Genomic DNA, 17,164 nt, shown 5'->3' with positions numbered 1-17,164 from the left:
GGCTTCGTCGTGCGGGCTCAGTCCAGGTGGTCGCGGACCAGCGAGGCGGCCCCGCCGAGCGTCGGGCAGAAGTCGACGCCGCGGGGCAGCTCGTGCTGCGCCGGCTCGCCCCAGCCGGGGCCGCCGAGCACGACGTGCGGACGCGGGTCGAGGTTCCAGAGCGGACGCCAGGGGCCCAGGTGCAGCGACTGCCGGGTGGACGCCCACAGGAAGACGGCCTTGGCCTCCAGCAGCCGGACGGTCTCGGCCACCTCCTCGAGCGGGACGTACGTGCCCAGCGTGGTGGAGGCGATGCCGCTCTGCGCCAGGGAGGCCTGGAGCGCGAGCATCGGCAGCCAGTGCTCGTCGCGGCCCGCACTGGCCAGCAGCACAGCGCCGGCGCGGTCGTTGCGCGAGCGGGTGGCCCGGACGGCGCTGCCGAGCTCGACGGCCAGCTGCTGCGCGGCCAGGTGGGGCGCGGCGCGGGGCAGCGTGCCCTCCTTGCTGCGGCGAGCGATCTGCTCCAGGGCCGGACCGAAGACGTCCTGCCAGGCCTCGGCGACGTTGCGCTCCTGGATGACCTGGGCGCAGGTGCGGCCGATCTTGTCGACGTTCAGCTGGGCGGCGGCCATGACCAGGGTCTCGGTCGCGAGCTCGGGGGTGAGGGCCCCGCGGGTGGGCGCGTCGAGCTGGGCGACGTCGACGAGCGCGGACGCGACACCGGCCGGGTCGAGGCTGAGCACGACCTTCGCGGCGTCCTGGGCGCCGATGCCGGCGTCCAGCAGCTGTTGCATGAGCTGCACGCGGTCCAGGTCGGCGCCGTTGTAGCGCCGGTGACCACCGGCGGTGCGGGCCGACGGGCTCAGGCCGTAGCGGCGCTCCCAGGTGCGCAGGGTGGAGGCGGAGATGCCGAACTTCTGCGACACGGTCGCGATCGTCCACGCGTACTCCAGGCCGCCGGACGACTCGGCCGGGGCCGGTTCTGCGCCCTCGGGGGCGTCCGTGGGGGCGGCGGACTCGGGTGCCTCGGACACGCGTTCCCCTCTCGCTTCGTCGCCGGCGCGGCCGCGAGGACCGTGCTGGACAAGTTTTGCACAACTTGTGCGCAAGTTTGTGGACGGAGCCTAGTCACCCTCGGTCGTCGGATCGGCGACCAGGTCGGGCTGGTAGGCGAACAGCGCCGGCACGCCGCCAGTGTGCAGGAACACGGTCTCGGTGCGCGGACCGGCCTGGTCGAGCTGGACGTACGCCTTGGCGGTGTAGACCGGGTCGAGCAGGATGCCGCTCGCGGCGGCCAGGCGCCGGATCGCGTCGAGGCTCGCCGGGTCGGTCACGCCGTACCCCGGTCCGATCCCGGCGTGCACCGTCCAGGCCGCCCGGTCGACCGCCACGCCCAGGTCGTCGGTGAGCTCGGCCACGAGCCGCTCGACGCGGGCGGTGGCCGGGGGCACGTCCTCCATCACGGCGACGCCGTGCACCTCGCCCGACCAGCCCGCGGCGGCCAGTCCGGTGACGAGCCCGGCCAGGGTGCCGCCCGAGGACGTGGCGGTGACGACCCGGCGCACGTGCGGGGCGTCGGCCTCGAGCTGCGCGGCCAGCTCGAGTGCGCCGGCGACGTACCCGAGCGCCCCGACCCGGTCGCTGCCGCCGAGCGGGATGCTGCACAGCCGGTCGCCGTGCGCCTCGTGCAGCCGGGCGAGCTCACGGTCGGCCGTGGCCTGGTCGGGCACCACGTGGACGGTCGCGCCGAACAGGTCGTCGAGCAGGACGTTGCCGCTCTCGCGGTACGCCGGGTCGCTGCGCGGCACGGTGGCGACGAGGACGAGGTGGCAGGCCAGGCCGAGGCGGGCGCAGGCGGCCGCGGTGAGCCGGGCGTGGTTGGACTGCACGGCGCCGGTCGTGACGACCGTGTCCTGGCCGGCGGCGAGCGCCGCGCCGAGCAGGAACTCCAGCTTGCGCAGCTTGTTGCCACCCAGCCCGAGGCCGGAGAGGTCGTCGCGCTTCATCCAGGTGCCGTCGACCGGCTCCAAGGGTGTGGGCCATCGGCCGAGGTCGACGAACGGGCGGTCGGCGAGGACGTCCTGCATGCCAGCACGCTACTGAGCGCGGATGGTTTTGGCATCGCAGGGCCGTGAGATTGGTCAAAACCTCGCCGTGTGCCAAAACGTGCCGGTATCCTGGGCGGCACCATGCCCGAGACGTCGAAGCGACCGACCATCCGGGACGTCGCTCGTGAGGCAGGCGTCTCGGTCACGACCGTCTCCCACGCGATGAACAACAAGGGCCGTCTGGACATCCGGACCCGTGAGCGCGTCATCGAGGTCGCCAACCAGCTGGGCTATGTCCCCAACCGCGCCGCGCAGCGCCTGGTCAGCGGGAAGTCGCTGACGATCGGCCTGCTCATGCCCCCGTCGACGTCGGACCAGGTGTTCTCCACCGACCTGCACGCCCCGGCCATCACGGCGGCGGCGCACGCGGCCGTCGAGGCCGGCTACGCGCTGACGATCATGCCCCAGCTGCCCACCGACGGGACCCTCGGACCGCATGTGGTGGACGGCGTCCTGGTGCTCGAGCCGCAGCCCGACGACCCGCGCGTCGCAGGGCTGCGCCGGCTCAACCTGCCCTTCGTGGCGGTCGGCGACCGTGTGCCCGACGCGCACTCGGTGCACGCGCACGAGGTCGACGGGGCCCGCCAGCTGCTGGACCACCTGCGCTCGCTGGGCGCCCGCTCGTTGGGCGTCCTGGCCCCGGAGCGTCCCACCGCGTCGGTGCAGGAGTCGCTGCAGGCGCTGCAGGACCAGTGGACGCTGCCCGGCGAGGAGATCGTCGTCGAGCGCGTCCCGCTCGCCGCGGTCGAGGCCGGTGACGTCTCGGCTTCGGCCGACCACCTGCTCGCCGCCGCGGACGTCCACGCGCTGCTCGGCCTGCACCCCACCTTCGGCGCCGCGCTCGTGCAGGCGGTCGTCGAGTCGGGCCGCTCCGTGCCCGGCGACGTGCTGGTCGCCCAGTACGTCGACGGCATCTCCGCCGCCGTCTCCAGCCCCGCGCTCACGGCGCTCGACGTGCGTCCGGCGCAGCAGGCCGCGCTCGGCCTGACGATGCTGCTGGAGATGCTGGCCGGCAAGGACACCCCGAAGGAGCGGATCATCCGCCCGCGCCTGACCGTCCGGACGTCCACGGTGGCCCGCCGCCGCGGCGACCGGATGCTCGCGCGACGCGAGTCCGTGCAGGGTGGCTGACCCGATTCGTCCTCCTGCGGGGGCGTGCGCTAGACTCGTCGAGGCCTTTGCGGCCGGGCGCCTGTAGCTCAACGGATAGAGCATCTGACTACGGATCAGAAGGTTTGGGGTTCGAATCCCTACAGGCGCGCAAGACACGAAGGGCCCCTCCCGCGCGGGAGGGGCCCTTCGTCGTTGCCGGGAAGGCGCGGGTCAGACGACGGTCCACGGCTGGTCCGTGCGAGCGTGCTCGAGCGCCCAGCGCAGGCTGAGGTCGGCCACGTCCTGCCATCCCGGCGCGGCGCACGCCCAGTGGTCGCGGCCGGGGAGCTCGCGGTACTCGGTGAGCGCGGGTGACCTGCGGTAGTGCTTGGCGTTGGACCGGTTCACCGCCGGCGGCATGATGTGGTCCTTCTCGCCGGCGACGAACAGCAGCGGTGCCCGGTCGGCCGTGTAGTCGACCCAGGTGGCCTGGTGGCCCGGCTTGAAGTTCGCGAACAAGCCGTACTCCCAGACCCAGCTGCCCGGTGCGGCGATCGCGTAGCGCTCCCAGACCGCACGGGACTCCTCCGCCGTCAGCGTGTTCGTGAAGGCGTAGTGGAACTGCTCGGAGGTGAAGCCGACCGCCCGGCGTCGGTTGGCCGGGTTCTTCAGCGCCGGGAAGAGCGACTTCGCCTGCGAGAGCGGGTTCACGCGCACGCCCTCGGTGGGGGCGGAGTCGATCACCACGCCGGCCGACCCGAGACCGCGGGCCAGGAGCAGCTGGGTCAAGGTGCCACCGAAGGAGTGCCCGACGATGATCGGCGGCGTCTCGACGGACTCGATCACCTTCGCCAGGTGGTCGACGGTCTCCGGGACCGTCAGGTCGGCGATCACCTGGGGGTTCTCGCGCAGCGCCTCCACCTCGATGTCGAACCCCGGGTAGGCGGGCGCGAGCACGGTGCAGCCCTGCGCCTCGTAGTGGGCGATCCACCCCTCCCAGCTGCGGGGCGTCATCCAGAGGCCGTGGACGAGGACGACGGTGTCCGGCTGGCCGGTCGCGGCGCCCATGTCAGGCCACCGCCTCGTCGATGGGCTGGGCGCCGTCGGCGGACTCCTCGAGGGGCATGGCTCTCTCCTGTCGTCGGGGGACGACCCCAGCGTGCGACGGGGGACCCGTCTGCCGGACCACGTGCGGCGCGTAGTCGATCCGTCAGCGATCCGGCGCGACTTCCTGGTCCGCGCTCCGGAGCGCCGCCGGGAGGTCGCGCCGGCTGCTGACGTCGAGCTTCTGGAACACCTTGCGCAGGTGGTAGTCGACCGTGTGGCGACTGACGAACAGTCGACCGGCGATGTCCGCGTTGCGGTGGCCCGTCGCCGCCAGCTGCGCGACGGCGAGCTCCTGCGTCGTGAGCGTCGCTCCGGACCCGTCCGGACGGTCCTCCGCGAGCGCCAGCTCGCGTCGAGCCCTCGTCTCGAGCGGGTGCCCGGCCGCCGCGAGGACGTCGAGCGCTGCACGGAGGTGGACGGCCGCGCGCCGGCGGTGGCGCTCGCGCCGCAGCCACTCGCCGTACTGCAGGTGGGTGAGCGCGACCTCGAGGTGCTCGTGGCCCGCCTTCGTGAACGCGCCCAGCGCCTCGAGGAACCGCGACTCGCGCTCGCCGGTGTCGAGCCCGGGTGACACGGCCGCGGCGCGCGCGTACGTGCCGATCGTCCACGGGTCCTCGACGAGGGTCGCGAGGTGCTTCAAGGCACCCAGGGCCACGGCCGCGAGCTGTGGGCGGCGGGGAACGGATCCGGGGTCGTGAACGGGGTGGGGGAGTGAGGACTCACGACGACCGCCCGGGGTCGAGGGCGAGGTCCAGCACGTCCCGTGGGGCCGAGCTCCTCACCGACGTCCGGCTCGCACCGGTCCTCGTGACCGTCGCCGAGCCGTGCCCCGGCACCTCACGGGGCCGCAGGAACGGGGCGTCGCGTCCGATCTGTCGTCCGCGCTCGCCGTCCCACGTGCCGACCGCCGACCCCGGCATGCCCCTCAGGGTAGGGCCGGTCAGGCGCGGCGGGCTACGGTTCGCGCGTCCCGCGTCCGCGAACGCGGGTGGGACGACGTCGTCCGGACATGACGACGCCCCGCCCGACGAGGTCGGACGGGGCGTCGTGCGGGGCCGGGGTCAGCCGACGTGGACGCCCTCGGGGCCGTCCGTGGCCAGCTCCTCGTGCTTGACGTTCAGGAACGTCCACACGGCGAGCGAGCCCAGCGCGATGAGTCCGGCGCCGACCAGGAAGGCCGCCGTCGCGCCCTCGGTGAACGAGCCGAGGTAGGCCAGCGGTCCGGCCGCGTCGGCCGGCAGGCCCTGCGCGGTGAGGTCGCGCATGAGCTCGGTCTTGGTGCCGTCGGACGCCTGCAGCGCCACGGTGCTGAGGATGGCCAGGCCGAGCGCGCCGCCGACCTGCTGCATCGTGTTCAGGACGCCCGAGCCGATGCCCGAGTCCTCGGCGCGCAGGTGGTGCACCGCGGTCAGGGTGAGCGGCACGAAGACCGCGCCCATGCCGACCGACATCAGGACGATGAACGGGAAGATCGACGCCCAGTAGTTCACGTCGGCGCCGAGGTGGCCGCCGTCGGAGAGCGCCATGAGGTCGGCCGCCCCGTTCGGGACGTCCAGCCGCGAGAAGCCGAACAGCGCGGCGGCGGCCATGAGCGTGCCGACGCCGGCGATGAAGCGTGCGTCGATGCGGTTCACCAGGTTGGACGAGACGCCCGCCCCGATGACGATGCCCACCGAGAACGGCAGGAACGCGAAGCCGGTGTGCAGCGGGCTGTAGCCCACCACCAGCTGGATGAACAGGCTGAGGAAGTAGAACATCGCGAACATGGCGGCCGGGACGACCATCATGACCAGGAAGCTCGTAGCGCGGGTGCGGTTGGCGAACACGCGGACGGGCAGCAGCGGGTGCGCGACCCGCGACTCGACGAAGGCGAACACGGCGAGCAGCGCGACGCCCGCGGTCAGCGACGCGATCGTCCACGGATCGCCCCAGCCGTAGGCCTCCTCGCCGGCGCGGGTGAAGCCGTAGACCAGGCCGAGCAGACCGAGGGTGCCGGTGATGGCGCCGGGGACGTCCAGCTGGCCGGGGTGCGACTCGGACTCGTTGAGGAAGCGCGGCGCCGCGGCGGCCGCGAGCAGGCCGATCGGGACGTTGATGAGGAACGTCCAGCGCCAGCCCTCGAGGCCGAGCACCGGGTCGAGGCCGGTCAGCCAGCCGCCGAGGATGAGGCCGACGGCCGCACCGGCGCCCGACATGGCCGCGTAGACGGCGAACGCGCGGTTGCGCGCCGGTCCGGCCGGGAAGGTGGTGGTGATGAGCGCCAGCGCGGCGGGGGAGGCGAGCGCGGCGCCGAGGCCCTGCAGGCCGCGGGCGGCGAGCAGCAGGCCCTCGTTGGCCGCGAAGCCGCCGAGCAGCGAGGCGATCGCGAAGACGGCCAGGCCGATCATGAAGACCCGGCGGCGTCCGTAGAGGTCGCCGAGGCGGCCGCCGAGCAGCAGCAGCCCGCCGAAGGCGAGCGCGTAGCCGGTGACGATCCAGGTCAGGTTGGCCTGCTCGATGCTCAGGTCGGCGCCGATGAACGGCAGCGCGATGTTGGCGATGGAGGCGTCGAGCACCACCATCAGCTGGGCCACCGAGATGAGCAGCAGCGCCCACCCCAGGTGGAGCTCTCGGCCCGAGGGCTTGGCCTCAGGCGTGGTCGTGTCGGTCATGGAGGGTCCTTCGGGTCTGGAGTCCGGCGCGGGGGAGTGCCGGAGGGGAGGGGAGGTGCCGCCGCTCAGCGTGTGGCGGAGGGCACGATGATCTGGTCGATCACGCGGGAGATGAGGCCGGGGTCGGCCGCCTCTCCCATCACGATCACGTGCTGCAGGACGATGCCGGCGAGGGCCGGCTCGAAGAGCTCGAGGTCGATGTCGTCACGGAGCTCACCGCGCGCGGCGGCTCGCTCCCAGATGAGCCGCGAGGCGGCGATCTTGGGCCCGAGGACGTCGCGGCGGAACGCCTCGGCGAACTCGGGGTCGCGGGCCAGGGCCGTGACGACGGCCCCGAACGCCCCGATGGTGGTCTCGTCCGTCAGGCCGCCCATGCCGCAGAACACGGCCTCGAGGTCGCCCTTGAGCGTGCCGGTGTCGGCGAGGCTCGTCGGACCCTTCGAGTGGACGAGGGCCTCGATGACGAGGCCCACCTTGTTGCTCCACCGGCGGTACAGCGTCGCCTTCGAGGCCTTGGCCCGGGTGGCGACGGCGTCCATGGTCAGCCGGTCGTACCCCACGTCGGCCAGCACCTCGAGGGTGGCGGCGAGGATCTCCAGCTCGCGGTCGCCCTCGACGCGAGGGCGGACGGAGCCGGGGTCGGCGGGGCAGATCATGGGGCACCTTCCCAACGATGAAACGGAACCGTTCCGTTTCATCGACACGCTACGGCCTCCCGCGGCGGTTGCGCCACCCCTCGGCGGGTGAATTCCTGGTGACCGGGCGTGACGTCGGACACGACGCGCCCGCGCGGACGTCCCAGCGGAGTGCTCGGGGTCGCCTGGGTCGCGGGCATGGGAGGATTCGGTCGCAGGTGCACGACCAGGGCTTCGCGCGACGCGCGACCGGACGAGGTGGGGACCGTGGAGGGACGCGTGAGCGGGCGATGACGCCGCCTGAGGACCCCTCGGTCCGCTCCCTCCTGACCGGCACCGCCAGCCCCCTGGACCACCGGCTCTGGGAGGTCGCCGTCGGCGCCGCCGGGGTCGGCGTGTTCGTGTGGGACCTGGTCTCGGGCGAGCTGCGCTGGGACGGCCGCCTGCTGGACATCTTCGGGCTCGACGAGACCACCTTCGACGGCACCATCGATGCATTCTTCGCCTCAGTGCACCCGGAGGACCGCGAGCGCGTGTCCTCGGCGCTGGACGCCGCGATCGACACCACCGGCACCTTCGAGGCCGAGTACCGGATCGTGTCCCACGAGGCCGAGACCCGCTGGGTGACCGCCCGCGGCACGGTCGCGCCGGGTCCGGACGGACGCCCGGCCAACCTGCTCGGGGCGGCGTTCGACAGCACCGCCGAGCGGGACCAGGACGCCCGCGTCACGCAGGTGCTCGAGGCCATGCCGATGGCGTTCTTCAGCCTCGATCGCGACTGGTGCTTCACCTACGCCAACCCCGTGGCGCAGCGGCTGCTCGGTGCGGTCAGCCTGGACGTCGTCGGGCACGTCATCTGGGAGCTGTTCCCCGCCTCGGTCGGCTCGGACTTCGAGAAGGCCTACCGCGAGGCGATGGAGACCCAGCGCCCGGTGATGTTCGAGGCGTACTACCCGCCGCCGCTGGACGACTGGTACGAGGTGCGTGCCTGGCCGACGCCCAACGGGCTGTCGGTCTACTTCCTGGACATCACCGAGCGGCGCCGGCTCCAGGAGGAGCTCGTCCGGACGTCGCGCGTCGCCTCGCTGCTCGCCGACATCACCGGTGCGCTCAACGAGACCATGGAGGCCGAGGAGGCCGTCGCCGTCCTGGCCGAGCTGGTCGCGCCGACGCTGGCTGACTGGTGCATCGTCACGCTCGTCGAGGGCGAGGGGGCGCTGGCCTCCAGCCACTGGCGCGAGCGCCTGCGCGACCTCGCGACGTGGCACGGGGAGCCGGCCAAGCGGGCGCTGGTCGAGCGGTACGCGGCCGTGCGCATCTCCGCGCTGAGCGACGAGTCGTTCGTCCGCCGCGGCCTGGAGAGCCAGGGCCCGGTCGTCCTGGAGAGCCAGGCCGAGGAGGCCGTCGGTGCCGCGCTGGAGTCGGAGGAGGCGCGCCGGGTGCTGGCCGAGCTGGCGCCGGAGTCGGCCGTCGCCGTGCCCCTGCGCGGCCGCGGACGCACCGTCGGCCTGCTGACCGCCTACCGGTCGGCCGACCGTCCGCCGTTCGGCGACGAGGACCTCGACGTGCTGCGCGAGGTCGCCGCCCGAGCCGGCCTGGCGCTCGACAACGCCCGCGTGTTCGCCGAGCAGCGCAAGCTGTCGGAGGCGCTGCAGCGCAGCCTGCTCACCGACCCGCCCGAGCCCGACCACCTGCACGTCTCGGTGCGCTACGAGCCGGCCGCCGAGGGCGCCGAGGTCGGCGGCGACTGGTACGACTCGTTCATCCAGGAGGACGGCGCGACGAACGTCGTCATCGGCGACGTGGTCGGCCACGACACCGCGGCGGCCACGGCCATGGGCCAGCTGCGCGGGCTGCTGCGCGGCATCGCGATCACCACCGGCGAGGGCCCGGCCGAGGTGCTGCGGCGGGTCGACTCGGCCATGCAGCTGCTGCAGGTCGACACGACGGCCACCGTGGTGGCGGCCCGGTTCGAGCAGTCCGCCGAGCAGCGTGAGCAGGGCCTCACCCGGCTGCGCTGGTCCACGGCCGGCCATCCGCCGCCGCTGGTGGCCGTCGTCCGCGACCCGGCGCACCCCGAGCGGGGCGTCGACGTCGCCGAGATCGGCCCGGACTCGGACGTGGTCGTCGACGTCCACGAGCTCGAGCAGGACCCGGACGTGCTGCTGGGGCTGGACCCCCGCTCGCCGCGCAGCGAGTCGGTGGTGACCCTGCCGGCCGGCGCGACCGTGCTGTTCTACACCGACGGGCTCGTCGAGCGCCGCGGCGAGGACATCGACGCGGGCATCGCCCGGCTGCGCGACGCCCTCGCCGACGTGGTGGCCCGCGGCCTGGCCGCCGACCTGGCCTGCGACGCGATCCTGCGCGAGCTGCGTCCGGACGTGCCCGAGGACGATGTCGCCCTCGTCATGGTGCGGCTGCACCGCGAGGACAAGCCGCGGCCGCCCGAGGCGGGGCCGCAGCGCACGCCGCCCGGGCTGCACCTGTCCTGAGGACGACCGCGGCCCCCTCCCGGTCGGGGAGGGGGCCGCGGTCGTGCGAGGTCAGGAGGAGTCCTTGTTCTCGTTCAGCCGGCGCAGCAGCTCGGCGAGCTCGCGGACGTCGTCCAGCTGCCACTCGCCGAGGCGGTCGTGCAGCATCCGGCGCTGCGGCCAGCCGACCTCCGCGATGCGCTGCCGGGCGTGGTCGGTGGCGGCCACGATCATGGCCCGCCGGTCGGCCGGGTCGGGCTCGCGCACGACCAGGCCCAGCTCGACCAGCTGCGAGACCGTCCGGCTGATCTGCCCCTTGTCGGCGTGGAGCACCGACGTCAGGGCGCTCTGCGGCTGCTGGCCCTCGCGGACCAGATGGGTCAGCACGGCCAGCGAGGGGGCGTGCAGGTCCGGGTGCACCTGCGTCGCCAGCTCGCGGAAGCGCCGCTTGCCGTCCGACATCATCCGGACGAGCTGACGCTCCACGTCCTCGATGGCGTCCTGGCGGGGGTCGACCCCCGTGGCCGACTCACTGATGGTGGTCACGACCGTCACCGGGGTGCTCGGGACCGGTCTGGGCGGCGACCGCCTCGGCGGCCTGGGCCACCCGCGTCGCGGCCGACTCCTCGTCCTGGCTGGTCTGCCTCTCGTGGCGGGTCTGCGTGCCCAGCGCCTTGTTGGGCAGCATGGCCACCGCGATCAGGCTCAGCAGCCCGAGCGGGGCGGCGTACAGGAAGATGTCGGCGACCGACTGGCCGTAGACCGACTCGACGATCTCGCGCACGGGACCGGGCAGGCTGCTCACCGACGGGATGGTGCCGTTGTGCAGCGCCTCGGCCACGGAGCGGCCCTGCTCGCCCAGCGAGGCGATGGCCTGGCCGAGCTCGGCCTTCTTCTCGCCCATGTGGGAGACGACCTTGTCGCCGAGCACCGCACCGAGGACGGAGACGCCCACGGTGCCGCCGACCGACCGGAAGAACGTCACGCCGGAGCTCGCGACGCCGAGGTCGCGCGGGGCGACGTCGTTCTGCACGACGAGCACCAGGTTCTGCATGACGATGCCGACGCCGGCGCCCAGCACGAACATGTACACCGACACGAGCACGAACGGGGTGTCGTACTCGATCGAGCCCATGGCCAGCAGGCCCACGGTCAGCGCGATCGCACCACCGACGAGGTAGCCCTTCCAGCGTCCGCTGGCGGTGATGCGGCGACCGATGACCGCGCTGGCGCCGAGCAGGCCGACCATCATCGGGATGGTCATGAGGCCGGACTGCGTGGCGGACGCGCCTCGGGCCAGCTGCATGTACTGCGACAGGAACACCGAGGTGCCGAACATCGCGACGCCGACCGCGAGGCTGCCGACGACCGACCAGCTGAACGTCCGGTTGCGGAACAGGTGCAGCGGCAGCAGCGGCTCGCTGTGGCGCAGCTCGACGGCGACGAACAGCACCAGGCCCAGGACCGAGCCGAGCACCATGTACGCGCTGGTCGCGCTGATCCAGTCGAAGTCCTTGCCGACCAGGGTGACCCAGATGAGCAGCGTCGAGACCGAGGCGGCGAGCAGCACGATGCCCAGGTAGTCGATCTTGACGACGCGCTTGGGCAGCGGGGGCAGGTGCAGGGTGCGCTGGATCATCACGAGCGCGACCACGGCCAGCGGCACGGCGATGAAGAAGTTCCAGCGCCAGCTGATCGCGTCGGTGACGACACCGCCGAGCAGCGGGCCGCCCACGGTGGCCAGCGCCATCACGCCGCCGAACAGGCCCATGTACCGGCCCCGCTCGCGCGGGGAGACGATGTCGGCCATGACGATCTGGGTGAGCGCACCCAGGCCGCCGGCGCCGATGCCCTGCACGGCGCGCATGGCGATGAGCCAGCCCGCGCCCTCGGCGAAGCCGGCGGACGCGCTGGCCACGATGAAGATCGTGATGGCCAGCTGCAGCAGCAGCTTGCGGTTGACCAGGTCGGCCAGCTTGCCCCAGATCGGGGTGGAGACCGCGGTGGTCAGCAGGGTGGCGGTGACGACCCAGGTGAAGGCGGTCTGCCCGCCGTGCAGGTCGGCCAGGATGATCGGCAGCGACGAGCTGACCACGGTGGTGGCCAGCATCGACACGAACATGCCGAGCAGCAGTCCGGTCAGGACCTTGAGGATCGCGCGGTGGCGCACGGCGTCGGCGTCCGCCTCGGCCTGCGTCCGCTCGGGATCGGGGGTGCTCATGTGGTTCTCCAGCGCTTCGTTGTGAACGTCAATAGTTGCGACACATCAACGATACACCGTTGCGTGACGGAACCAAAGTCGTCTTCGTCACCCTGGTCGTCGGGTCAGTTGCCGGTCTCGACCGGACGCTCACCGGGCCGGCCCCAGTCCGCCCACGACCCGTCGTAGACGCGGTACGGCCGTCCGGCCAGCTCGGCGGCCAGCCCGACGACGCACGCGGTGACGCCGGACCCGCAGCTGACGACGACCGGCGTGTCAGGCCCCGCGGCGGAGTCGAGCGCCGCACGCAGCTCGGCGACCGGACGGAGCCGGCCGCCGTCGAGCAGGTCGGTGAACGGCACGTTGACGCTGCCGGGGACGTGGCCGCCGCGCAGGCCCGGCCGGGGCTCCCGCTCTCGCCCGGCGAAGCGGCCGGCGCTGCGCGCGTCGACCAGCACCGCGGCACCGGTGTCGACCAGGCGCTGCACCTCGTCGGCGTCCACCACGGCCGACCCCGCGTCGTGCGGCTCGAAGTCGCCGGGCGGGACGTCCGCGGACGGGGCGTCCGTCGCCTCCGTGGGCAGGTCGGCGGCGAGCCACGCGGGCAGCCCACCGTCGAGGACGGAGACGTGCTCGTGCCCCGCCGTCGTCAGCATCCATCGCACCCGCGCACTGGCGTAGACGCCGTCGGAGTCGTAGACGACCACGTGGTCGTCCGCGTGGATGCCGAGGTCCCGCAGGGCGGTCCCGAGCGCGTCCGGCCGGGGCAGCATGTGGGGAACCGGCGACGTGGGGTCGGAGAGGCTCGTGTCGAGGTCGGCCCGGCGGGCGCCGGGGATGCGACGGTCGGCCAGCGGCAGCGTGCCGACCACGGCCTCGAGGACGACCACGCGCGAGTCGTCGAGGTGGGCGTGGAGCCAGTCGGGCTCGACGAGGGCGGGCGTGCCGCTGGACGTGCTCATCGGGCCACCGTAGGCGCCCCCAGGGACGTGGGAGGACGGCGGCGCCGGGGCGTCCGTACCCTTGGCAGCATGACCGACGACCGCCCGGCCCTGGTCGTCGTCGATGTCCAGCGCGGCTTCGACGACACGACCTTCTGGGGCCCCCGCGACAACCCCAGCTGTGAGGCGAACGTGGTGCGGCTGGTCGAGCGCTGGCGGCGCGAGGGACTGCCGCTCGTCCTGATCCGGCACGACTCGCAGGACCCGGCGTCCCCGCTGCACCCGAGCTCGCCCGGCAACGCGTTCAAGGACGGGGTCGACGGCCCGTCCGACCTGCTCGTCGTCAAGTCGGTGAACTCCGCGTTCCACGGCGAGCCCGACCTGGACACGTGGTTGCGCGGCGAGGGCATCACCTCGCTGGTGGTCTGCGGCATCACCACCAACCACTGCTGCGAGACCACCGCCCGCGTGGGCGGCAACCTCGGGTACGACGTGACGTTCGTGCTCGACGCGTGCCACACGTTCGACCGGCGCGACCCGTACGGACAGCTCGTGCCTGCCGCGGAGCTCGCCCGGATCACCGCGACCAACCTGCACGGCGAGTTCGCCACGGTGCGGACGACCGCCGACGTCCTCGCCTGAGCCTGGTCGTACGAGAGCCCCCGTCCCGGCGGGACGAGGGCTCTCGAGAGCGCTGGGGACTAGGCCCTGGCGCCTCCGCGATTGAAGATGCTCCAACCACCGGGGCCCACGGCGAGGCCGACGACGATGAGCACGATACCGAGCAGGATGCTGCCCTGGATCAGGGAGATGATGCCCCAGACCACGAGGATGACAGCGGCGATCCACAACAGGAATCCCATGATGGTGACCTCTCTTCTGCCGCTCCGTTGCGACGTCTCGACTCTGGCAGCGCCCGGACCGGTCCGCACGTCGAGATCGGGGGTTGACGGGTGAGGGTTCTCTTAGCAAGGGGTGCCGACCGCCGCCGGACGCGGCACGATCGGGGCATGCGCAGCGAGACCTTCGACCTGACCACCGGCGGCTCGGCCGTCGTCCGTGACGTCACCGACCGATGCGCGGCGTTCGTCCGCGACGAGCAGGACGGCCTGCTCCACGTCTTCGTGCCGCACGCCACCGCGGGCCTGGCGATCATCGAGACCGGGGCCGGCAGCGACGACGACACGCTGACCGCCCTGGACGACCTGCTGCCGCGCGACGACGGGTGGATCCACCAGCACGGCACGCCGGGGCACGGCCGCGACCACGTCGTGCCGGCGTTCCTGGCCCCGTCGCTCACCGTGCCGGTGCTGGGCGGACGCCTGGCGCTGGGCACCTGGCAGTCGGTGTGCGTGGTCGACACCAACGTCGACAACCCCGAGCGCCAGGTGCGGCTGAGCTTCCTGGCCGGCTAGTCCGCCGCGCGCCCGTCGGCGAGGCCCTGGGCGTAGGCCTCGTCGGAGCCGAGCCGGAACATGTCGCGCTCGGCGTCGCGCACGAGGGCGGTCGCGCCGGGACCGTCGTCCTCGGTGACGTGCCGGCCGAGCCCGCGGACGACGGCGACGGGGCACTGGCTGGCCTTGCCCATGACCAGCTCGGCGGCGCCGGCGACTTCGTCGGCGACCGCGGTCTGCGTGACGTGCAGCTCACGGCCGTGCGCGTCGCGGGTGCCGGCCAGGTCGAGCACGGGGACGAGCCCGGCGACGCCGATCGCGACGTCGGTCTGGCCCACCCGCCAAGGCCGCCCGAACGTGTCGGTGACGACCACCGCGACCCGGACCCCGAGCCGATCCCGCACGGCGGCGCGCAGTGCCCGGGCGGACGCGTCAGGGTCGAGCGGCAGCAGCAGGACGGTGCCCTCGGGGGTGTTGCTGGCGTCGACGCCCGCGGCGGCCATGACGAAGCCCTGCCGGTTCTGCACGATGCGGGTCACACCGCCGGGGTGCTCGCGCCGGGCGACCACCCGGACGGTCTCGGCGGTGATGGCGTCCTCACGGTCGTCCGCCGCGACGACACGGCCCTCCGCCTTGGAGACGACCTTGCTGGAGACGGCCAGCACGTCGCCGTCGCGCAGCGTCGCGCCCGCCGCCTGCGCGACGAGCGCCGCGAGGTCGTCGCCGGGGGAGACCTCGGGGATGCCGGGCAGCGGCCAGATCGTCAGTGCGTCGTCCACGCCCCCAGCATGCCGAGGACCCCGTGGCCGGTGCCACGGGGTCCTCGGACGAGCGTCGTCGAGCGACTACTTCTCGTTGATCTTCAGCTCGCTGGTGAGCGCGTCGTCCAAGGCGCCGTTGCCGGTCTGGCCGTTGGTGCTGGCCGAGGCGGGCGGGACGGTGGCACCCGTGCCGGTCGGTGCCGGGGCCGGCGGCGGGACCGGGGCCCCGGCCGAGCGGCGCTTCAGCACGACGAACGCGCCGGCGGCGGCGCCGCCGAGCAGGGCGAACAGCGCGACGGTGCGCTTGCCGCCCTTCTTCTTCGGCGGCTCGGTCAGCGAGTCGGGGAGCCGCTCGCCCACGGAGTCGGGCAGCTTCGCCACCAGGTCCGGGATGCGGCGCTGAGCCTCGGCCGCGAGCGCGACGGCCTGGGCCTTCGCCCTCGGACCGTGCTCTGAGGCCAGGTCGGTCGCCTGGTCGCGGACGTGCTTGGCCTGCTCGATCGCGTCGTCGCGCCATCCCGGCGCGGACTCGACCACGGCGTCCTTCACGTCGACGAGCTGCGTGCGCAGCCCGGCGAGGCTGTCCTCGAGCTTGTCCTTCGTGGTCTTCTTCCTGAACACACCCATGGGGTTCCTCTCAGTGGTCGCGCAGTGCCTTGATCAGCTCGGACTTCTTCTTGCTCGAGTAGTTGCTCAGGCCGAGCTCCTTGGCCCGCTTGCGCAGCTCGTCGACGGTCCAGTCCTCGTACGAGCCGGACTGGCCGCCCTTGCTGCCGACGGACTTCTTGCCCTGCTTGGCCGCGGCGTTCGAGATCCGTGCGGCCTTCTCCTTGCTCGCGCCGTCGTCCCGGAGCGACTCGTACATCTCCGGGTTCTTCACGCTGTTCTCACGACTGCTCGGCATGGTCGTTCCTTCCTACACCTCCCGGGACGCGCTGGCACCCCGAGCACAGGGACTTCTCAGAAGACGGGCTTGCCGCCGGTGACGCCGAGGACGGTGCCGGACACGTAGCTCGCGTCGCGGTCGGACGCCAGGAAGACGAACGCCGGAGCGACCTCGGCGGGCTGGCCCGGACGACCCAGCGGGGTGTCCTGGCCGAACTTCTCGATCTTCTCCGGCGGCTGCGTCGCGGGCTGGAGCGGCGTCCAGATGGGACCCGGCGCGACGGCGTTCACGCGGATGCCGCGCGGACCCAGCTCGCTGGCCAGGTTGACGGTGATGTTGTTGATCGCCGCCTTGGTGGCCGCGTAGTCGAGCAGCGCCTCGCTCGGGTCGTACGCCTGGATCGACGTGTTGTTGATGATCGAGCCGCCCTCGGGCAGGTGCCGCGATGCCGCACGGGTCAGCCAGAACAGGGCGTAGAGGTTCGTCTTGAGGGTGCGGTCGAGGCGCTCGTCGCTCATCTCGTCGAGCCCGCCCTCACGCGGCATCTGGTAGCCCGCGTTGTTGACCAGGATGTCGAGCCCGCCGAGCGCGGCGATGGTGTCGCGCACGACGCGGTCGCACTCGTCGCGCTCGCGCAGGTCGACCTCGATGGCGACGGCCTTGCGCCCGGCCGCCTCGACGACGGCGCAGGTGGACTCCGCGTCGTCCTTCTCCTCGGGCAGGTGGGTGATCGCGACGTCCGCGCCCTCGCGGGCGTAGGCGATCGCGACCGCGCGTCCGATGCCGGAGTCGCCGCCGGTGATGAGGGCGCGCTTGCCCTCGAGCTTGCCGGAGCCGACGTAGGAGCGCTCTCCGTGGTCGGGCACGGGATTCATGTCCTGCGTGCGGCCCGGGGGCTCCTGCTGCTGTGCGGGGTAGGTGGTCTCGTCGCTCATGTCC

Annotated in this window: 18 protein-coding genes and 1 tRNA gene; 5 read left to right on the top strand and 14 right to left on the bottom strand. The window is 73.0% G+C overall.

Annotated features, from left to right (window positions below; all coding sequences use genetic code 11):
• Nucleotides 1-17 precede the first annotated feature (17 nt).
• Nucleotides 18-1,013 carry a MerR family transcriptional regulator gene (locus tag HGAM_RS02620; protein WP_019143916.1) on the bottom strand — a complete coding sequence of 332 codons (996 nt, stop codon included), beginning with the start codon at nucleotides 1,011-1,013 and terminating at the stop codon, nucleotides 18-20.
• 90 nt (nucleotides 1,014-1,103) lie between these two features.
• On the bottom strand, nucleotides 1,104-2,066 hold the full coding sequence (locus HGAM_RS02615; RefSeq protein WP_019143915.1) for a D-cysteine desulfhydrase family protein: 963 nt from the start codon (nucleotides 2,064-2,066) through the stop codon (nucleotides 1,104-1,106).
• 102 nt (nucleotides 2,067-2,168) lie between these two features.
• Here HGAM_RS02615 and HGAM_RS02610 point away from each other — a divergent pair, with 102 nt between their 5' ends.
• Together HGAM_RS02610 and HGAM_RS02605 are read left to right on the top strand one after the other, a co-directional pair.
• Nucleotides 2,169-3,218, top strand: coding sequence for a LacI family DNA-binding transcriptional regulator (locus HGAM_RS02610; protein WP_019143914.1), 1,050 nt, complete (start codon nucleotides 2,169-2,171; stop codon nucleotides 3,216-3,218).
• A gap of 57 nt (nucleotides 3,219-3,275) precedes the next feature.
• Nucleotides 3,276-3,348: transfer RNA gene (locus HGAM_RS02605), tRNA-Arg, on the top strand.
• Between the two features lie 62 nt (nucleotides 3,349-3,410).
• On the opposite strand, the gene HGAM_RS02600 is transcribed toward HGAM_RS02605, so the two are convergent.
• The 4 genes from HGAM_RS02600 to HGAM_RS02575 all read right to left on the bottom strand — a co-directional run bounded on the left by HGAM_RS02600 (nucleotide 3,411) and on the right by HGAM_RS02575 (nucleotide 7,593).
• Nucleotides 3,411-4,247 carry an alpha/beta hydrolase gene (locus HGAM_RS02600; RefSeq protein ID WP_019143913.1) on the bottom strand — a complete coding sequence of 279 codons (837 nt, stop codon included), beginning with the start codon at nucleotides 4,245-4,247 and terminating at the stop codon, nucleotides 3,411-3,413.
• A gap of 142 nt (nucleotides 4,248-4,389) precedes the next feature.
• Nucleotides 4,390-4,926 (bottom strand): helix-turn-helix transcriptional regulator, encoded by a 537-nt coding sequence (locus HGAM_RS02590; RefSeq protein ID WP_172636412.1) that lies wholly within the window; start codon nucleotides 4,924-4,926, stop codon nucleotides 4,390-4,392.
• Nucleotides 4,927-5,347: 421 nt separating this feature from the next.
• Nucleotides 5,348-6,937, bottom strand: a complete 1,590-nt coding sequence (locus HGAM_RS02580) for an MFS transporter (RefSeq protein ID WP_019143909.1) — start codon at nucleotides 6,935-6,937, stop codon at nucleotides 5,348-5,350.
• Between the two features lie 65 nt (nucleotides 6,938-7,002).
• Entirely contained in the window at nucleotides 7,003-7,593 is a 591-nt protein-coding gene (locus tag HGAM_RS02575; protein WP_019143908.1) for a TetR/AcrR family transcriptional regulator, read from the bottom strand.
• 269 nt (nucleotides 7,594-7,862) lie between these two features.
• Here HGAM_RS02575 and HGAM_RS17340 point away from each other — a divergent pair, with 269 nt between their 5' ends.
• Nucleotides 7,863-10,064, top strand: coding sequence for a SpoIIE family protein phosphatase (locus HGAM_RS17340; protein ID WP_019143907.1), 2,202 nt, complete (start codon nucleotides 7,863-7,865; stop codon nucleotides 10,062-10,064).
• A 51-nt stretch (nucleotides 10,065-10,115) separates the two neighbouring features.
• Here the strand turns inward: HGAM_RS17340 and HGAM_RS02565 are convergent, their stop codons facing one another.
• The 3 genes from HGAM_RS02565 to HGAM_RS02555 form a co-directional block, all read right to left on the bottom strand.
• Nucleotides 10,116-10,589, bottom strand: coding sequence for a MarR family winged helix-turn-helix transcriptional regulator (locus HGAM_RS02565; RefSeq protein ID WP_038951497.1), 474 nt, complete (start codon nucleotides 10,587-10,589; stop codon nucleotides 10,116-10,118).
• Nucleotides 10,573-12,264 (bottom strand): MDR family MFS transporter, encoded by a 1,692-nt coding sequence (locus HGAM_RS17335; protein WP_019143905.1) that lies wholly within the window; start codon nucleotides 12,262-12,264, stop codon nucleotides 10,573-10,575. The genes HGAM_RS02565 and HGAM_RS17335 overlap by 17 nt, the downstream gene beginning before the upstream one ends.
• Before the next feature lie 104 nt (nucleotides 12,265-12,368).
• On the bottom strand, nucleotides 12,369-13,205 hold the full coding sequence (locus tag HGAM_RS02555; RefSeq protein WP_019143904.1) for a sulfurtransferase: 837 nt from the start codon (nucleotides 13,203-13,205) through the stop codon (nucleotides 12,369-12,371).
• A 69-nt stretch (nucleotides 13,206-13,274) separates the two neighbouring features.
• Here HGAM_RS02555 and HGAM_RS02550 point away from each other — a divergent pair, with 69 nt between their 5' ends.
• Nucleotides 13,275-13,826: a cysteine hydrolase family protein gene (locus HGAM_RS02550; protein ID WP_019143903.1), complete on the top strand. Its 552-nt coding sequence runs from the start codon at nucleotides 13,275-13,277 to the stop codon at nucleotides 13,824-13,826.
• A 59-nt stretch (nucleotides 13,827-13,885) separates the two neighbouring features.
• Here the strand turns inward: HGAM_RS02550 and HGAM_RS20515 are convergent, their stop codons facing one another.
• On the bottom strand, nucleotides 13,886-14,047 hold the full coding sequence (locus tag HGAM_RS20515; RefSeq protein ID WP_019143902.1) for a GPGG-motif small membrane protein: 162 nt from the start codon (nucleotides 14,045-14,047) through the stop codon (nucleotides 13,886-13,888).
• A 147-nt stretch (nucleotides 14,048-14,194) separates the two neighbouring features.
• Between HGAM_RS20515 and HGAM_RS02540 the strand changes: the two genes are divergently transcribed.
• A complete protein-coding gene (locus HGAM_RS02540; protein ID WP_019143901.1) occupies nucleotides 14,195-14,599 on the top strand; it encodes a YjbQ family protein in 405 nt (134 codons plus the stop codon).
• Here HGAM_RS02540 and HGAM_RS02535 read toward each other — a convergent pair.
• The 4 genes from HGAM_RS02535 to HGAM_RS02520 form a co-directional block, all read right to left on the bottom strand.
• Complete coding sequence (locus tag HGAM_RS02535; RefSeq protein ID WP_019143900.1) at nucleotides 14,596-15,357, bottom strand: coenzyme F420-0:L-glutamate ligase; 762 nt, start codon at nucleotides 15,355-15,357, stop codon at nucleotides 14,596-14,598. The genes HGAM_RS02540 and HGAM_RS02535 overlap by 4 nt on opposite strands.
• A gap of 66 nt (nucleotides 15,358-15,423) precedes the next feature.
• Nucleotides 15,424-15,966: a hypothetical protein gene (locus HGAM_RS02530; RefSeq protein WP_019143899.1), complete on the bottom strand. Its 543-nt coding sequence runs from the start codon at nucleotides 15,964-15,966 to the stop codon at nucleotides 15,424-15,426.
• Nucleotides 15,967-15,976: 10 nt separating this feature from the next.
• Nucleotides 15,977-16,243 (bottom strand): DUF7218 family protein, encoded by a 267-nt coding sequence (locus tag HGAM_RS02525; protein WP_019143898.1) that lies wholly within the window; start codon nucleotides 16,241-16,243, stop codon nucleotides 15,977-15,979.
• Nucleotides 16,244-16,299: 56 nt separating this feature from the next.
• Nucleotides 16,300-17,160, bottom strand: coding sequence for an SDR family oxidoreductase (locus tag HGAM_RS02520; protein WP_019143897.1), 861 nt, complete (start codon nucleotides 17,158-17,160; stop codon nucleotides 16,300-16,302).
• Between the last annotated feature and the right edge of the window lie 4 nt (nucleotides 17,161-17,164).

Origin of the sequence: Aeromicrobium massiliense JC14 (assembly GCF_000312105.1) — a bacterium.
GTDB classification, from domain to species: domain Bacteria; phylum Actinomycetota; class Actinomycetes; order Propionibacteriales; family Nocardioidaceae; genus Aeromicrobium; species Aeromicrobium massiliense.
The sequence above is the reverse complement of the archived record's forward strand: the minus strand, read 5'-3'. Positions and strand labels throughout refer to the sequence as shown.

Coding starts and splice junctions, on each gene's coding strand:
- HGAM_RS02615 (WP_019143915.1), bottom strand. CDS start 2,066: ATGCAGGACGTCCTCGCCGACCGCCCGTTCGTCGACCTCGGCCGATGG.
- HGAM_RS02610 (WP_019143914.1), top strand. CDS start 2,169: ATGCCCGAGACGTCGAAGCGACCGACCATCCGGGACGTCGCTCGTGAG.
- HGAM_RS02600 (WP_019143913.1), bottom strand. CDS start 4,247: ATGGGCGCCGCGACCGGCCAGCCGGACACCGTCGTCCTCGTCCACGGC.
- HGAM_RS02580 (WP_019143909.1), bottom strand. CDS start 6,937: ATGACCGACACGACCACGCCTGAGGCCAAGCCCTCGGGCCGAGAGCTC.
- HGAM_RS02575 (WP_019143908.1), bottom strand. CDS start 7,593: ATGATCTGCCCCGCCGACCCCGGCTCCGTCCGCCCTCGCGTCGAGGGC.
- HGAM_RS17340 (WP_019143907.1), top strand. CDS start 7,863: ATGACGCCGCCTGAGGACCCCTCGGTCCGCTCCCTCCTGACCGGCACC.
- HGAM_RS17335 (WP_019143905.1), bottom strand. CDS start 12,264: ATGAGCACCCCCGATCCCGAGCGGACGCAGGCCGAGGCGGACGCCGAC.
- HGAM_RS02555 (WP_019143904.1), bottom strand. CDS start 13,205: ATGAGCACGTCCAGCGGCACGCCCGCCCTCGTCGAGCCCGACTGGCTC.
- HGAM_RS02550 (WP_019143903.1), top strand. CDS start 13,275: ATGACCGACGACCGCCCGGCCCTGGTCGTCGTCGATGTCCAGCGCGGC.
- HGAM_RS20515 (WP_019143902.1), bottom strand. CDS start 14,047: ATGGGATTCCTGTTGTGGATCGCCGCTGTCATCCTCGTGGTCTGGGGC.
- HGAM_RS02540 (WP_019143901.1), top strand. CDS start 14,195: ATGCGCAGCGAGACCTTCGACCTGACCACCGGCGGCTCGGCCGTCGTC.
- HGAM_RS02530 (WP_019143899.1), bottom strand. CDS start 15,966: ATGGGTGTGTTCAGGAAGAAGACCACGAAGGACAAGCTCGAGGACAGC.
- HGAM_RS02525 (WP_019143898.1), bottom strand. CDS start 16,243: ATGCCGAGCAGTCGTGAGAACAGCGTGAAGAACCCGGAGATGTACGAG.
- HGAM_RS02520 (WP_019143897.1), bottom strand. CDS start 17,160: ATGAGCGACGAGACCACCTACCCCGCACAGCAGCAGGAGCCCCCGGGC.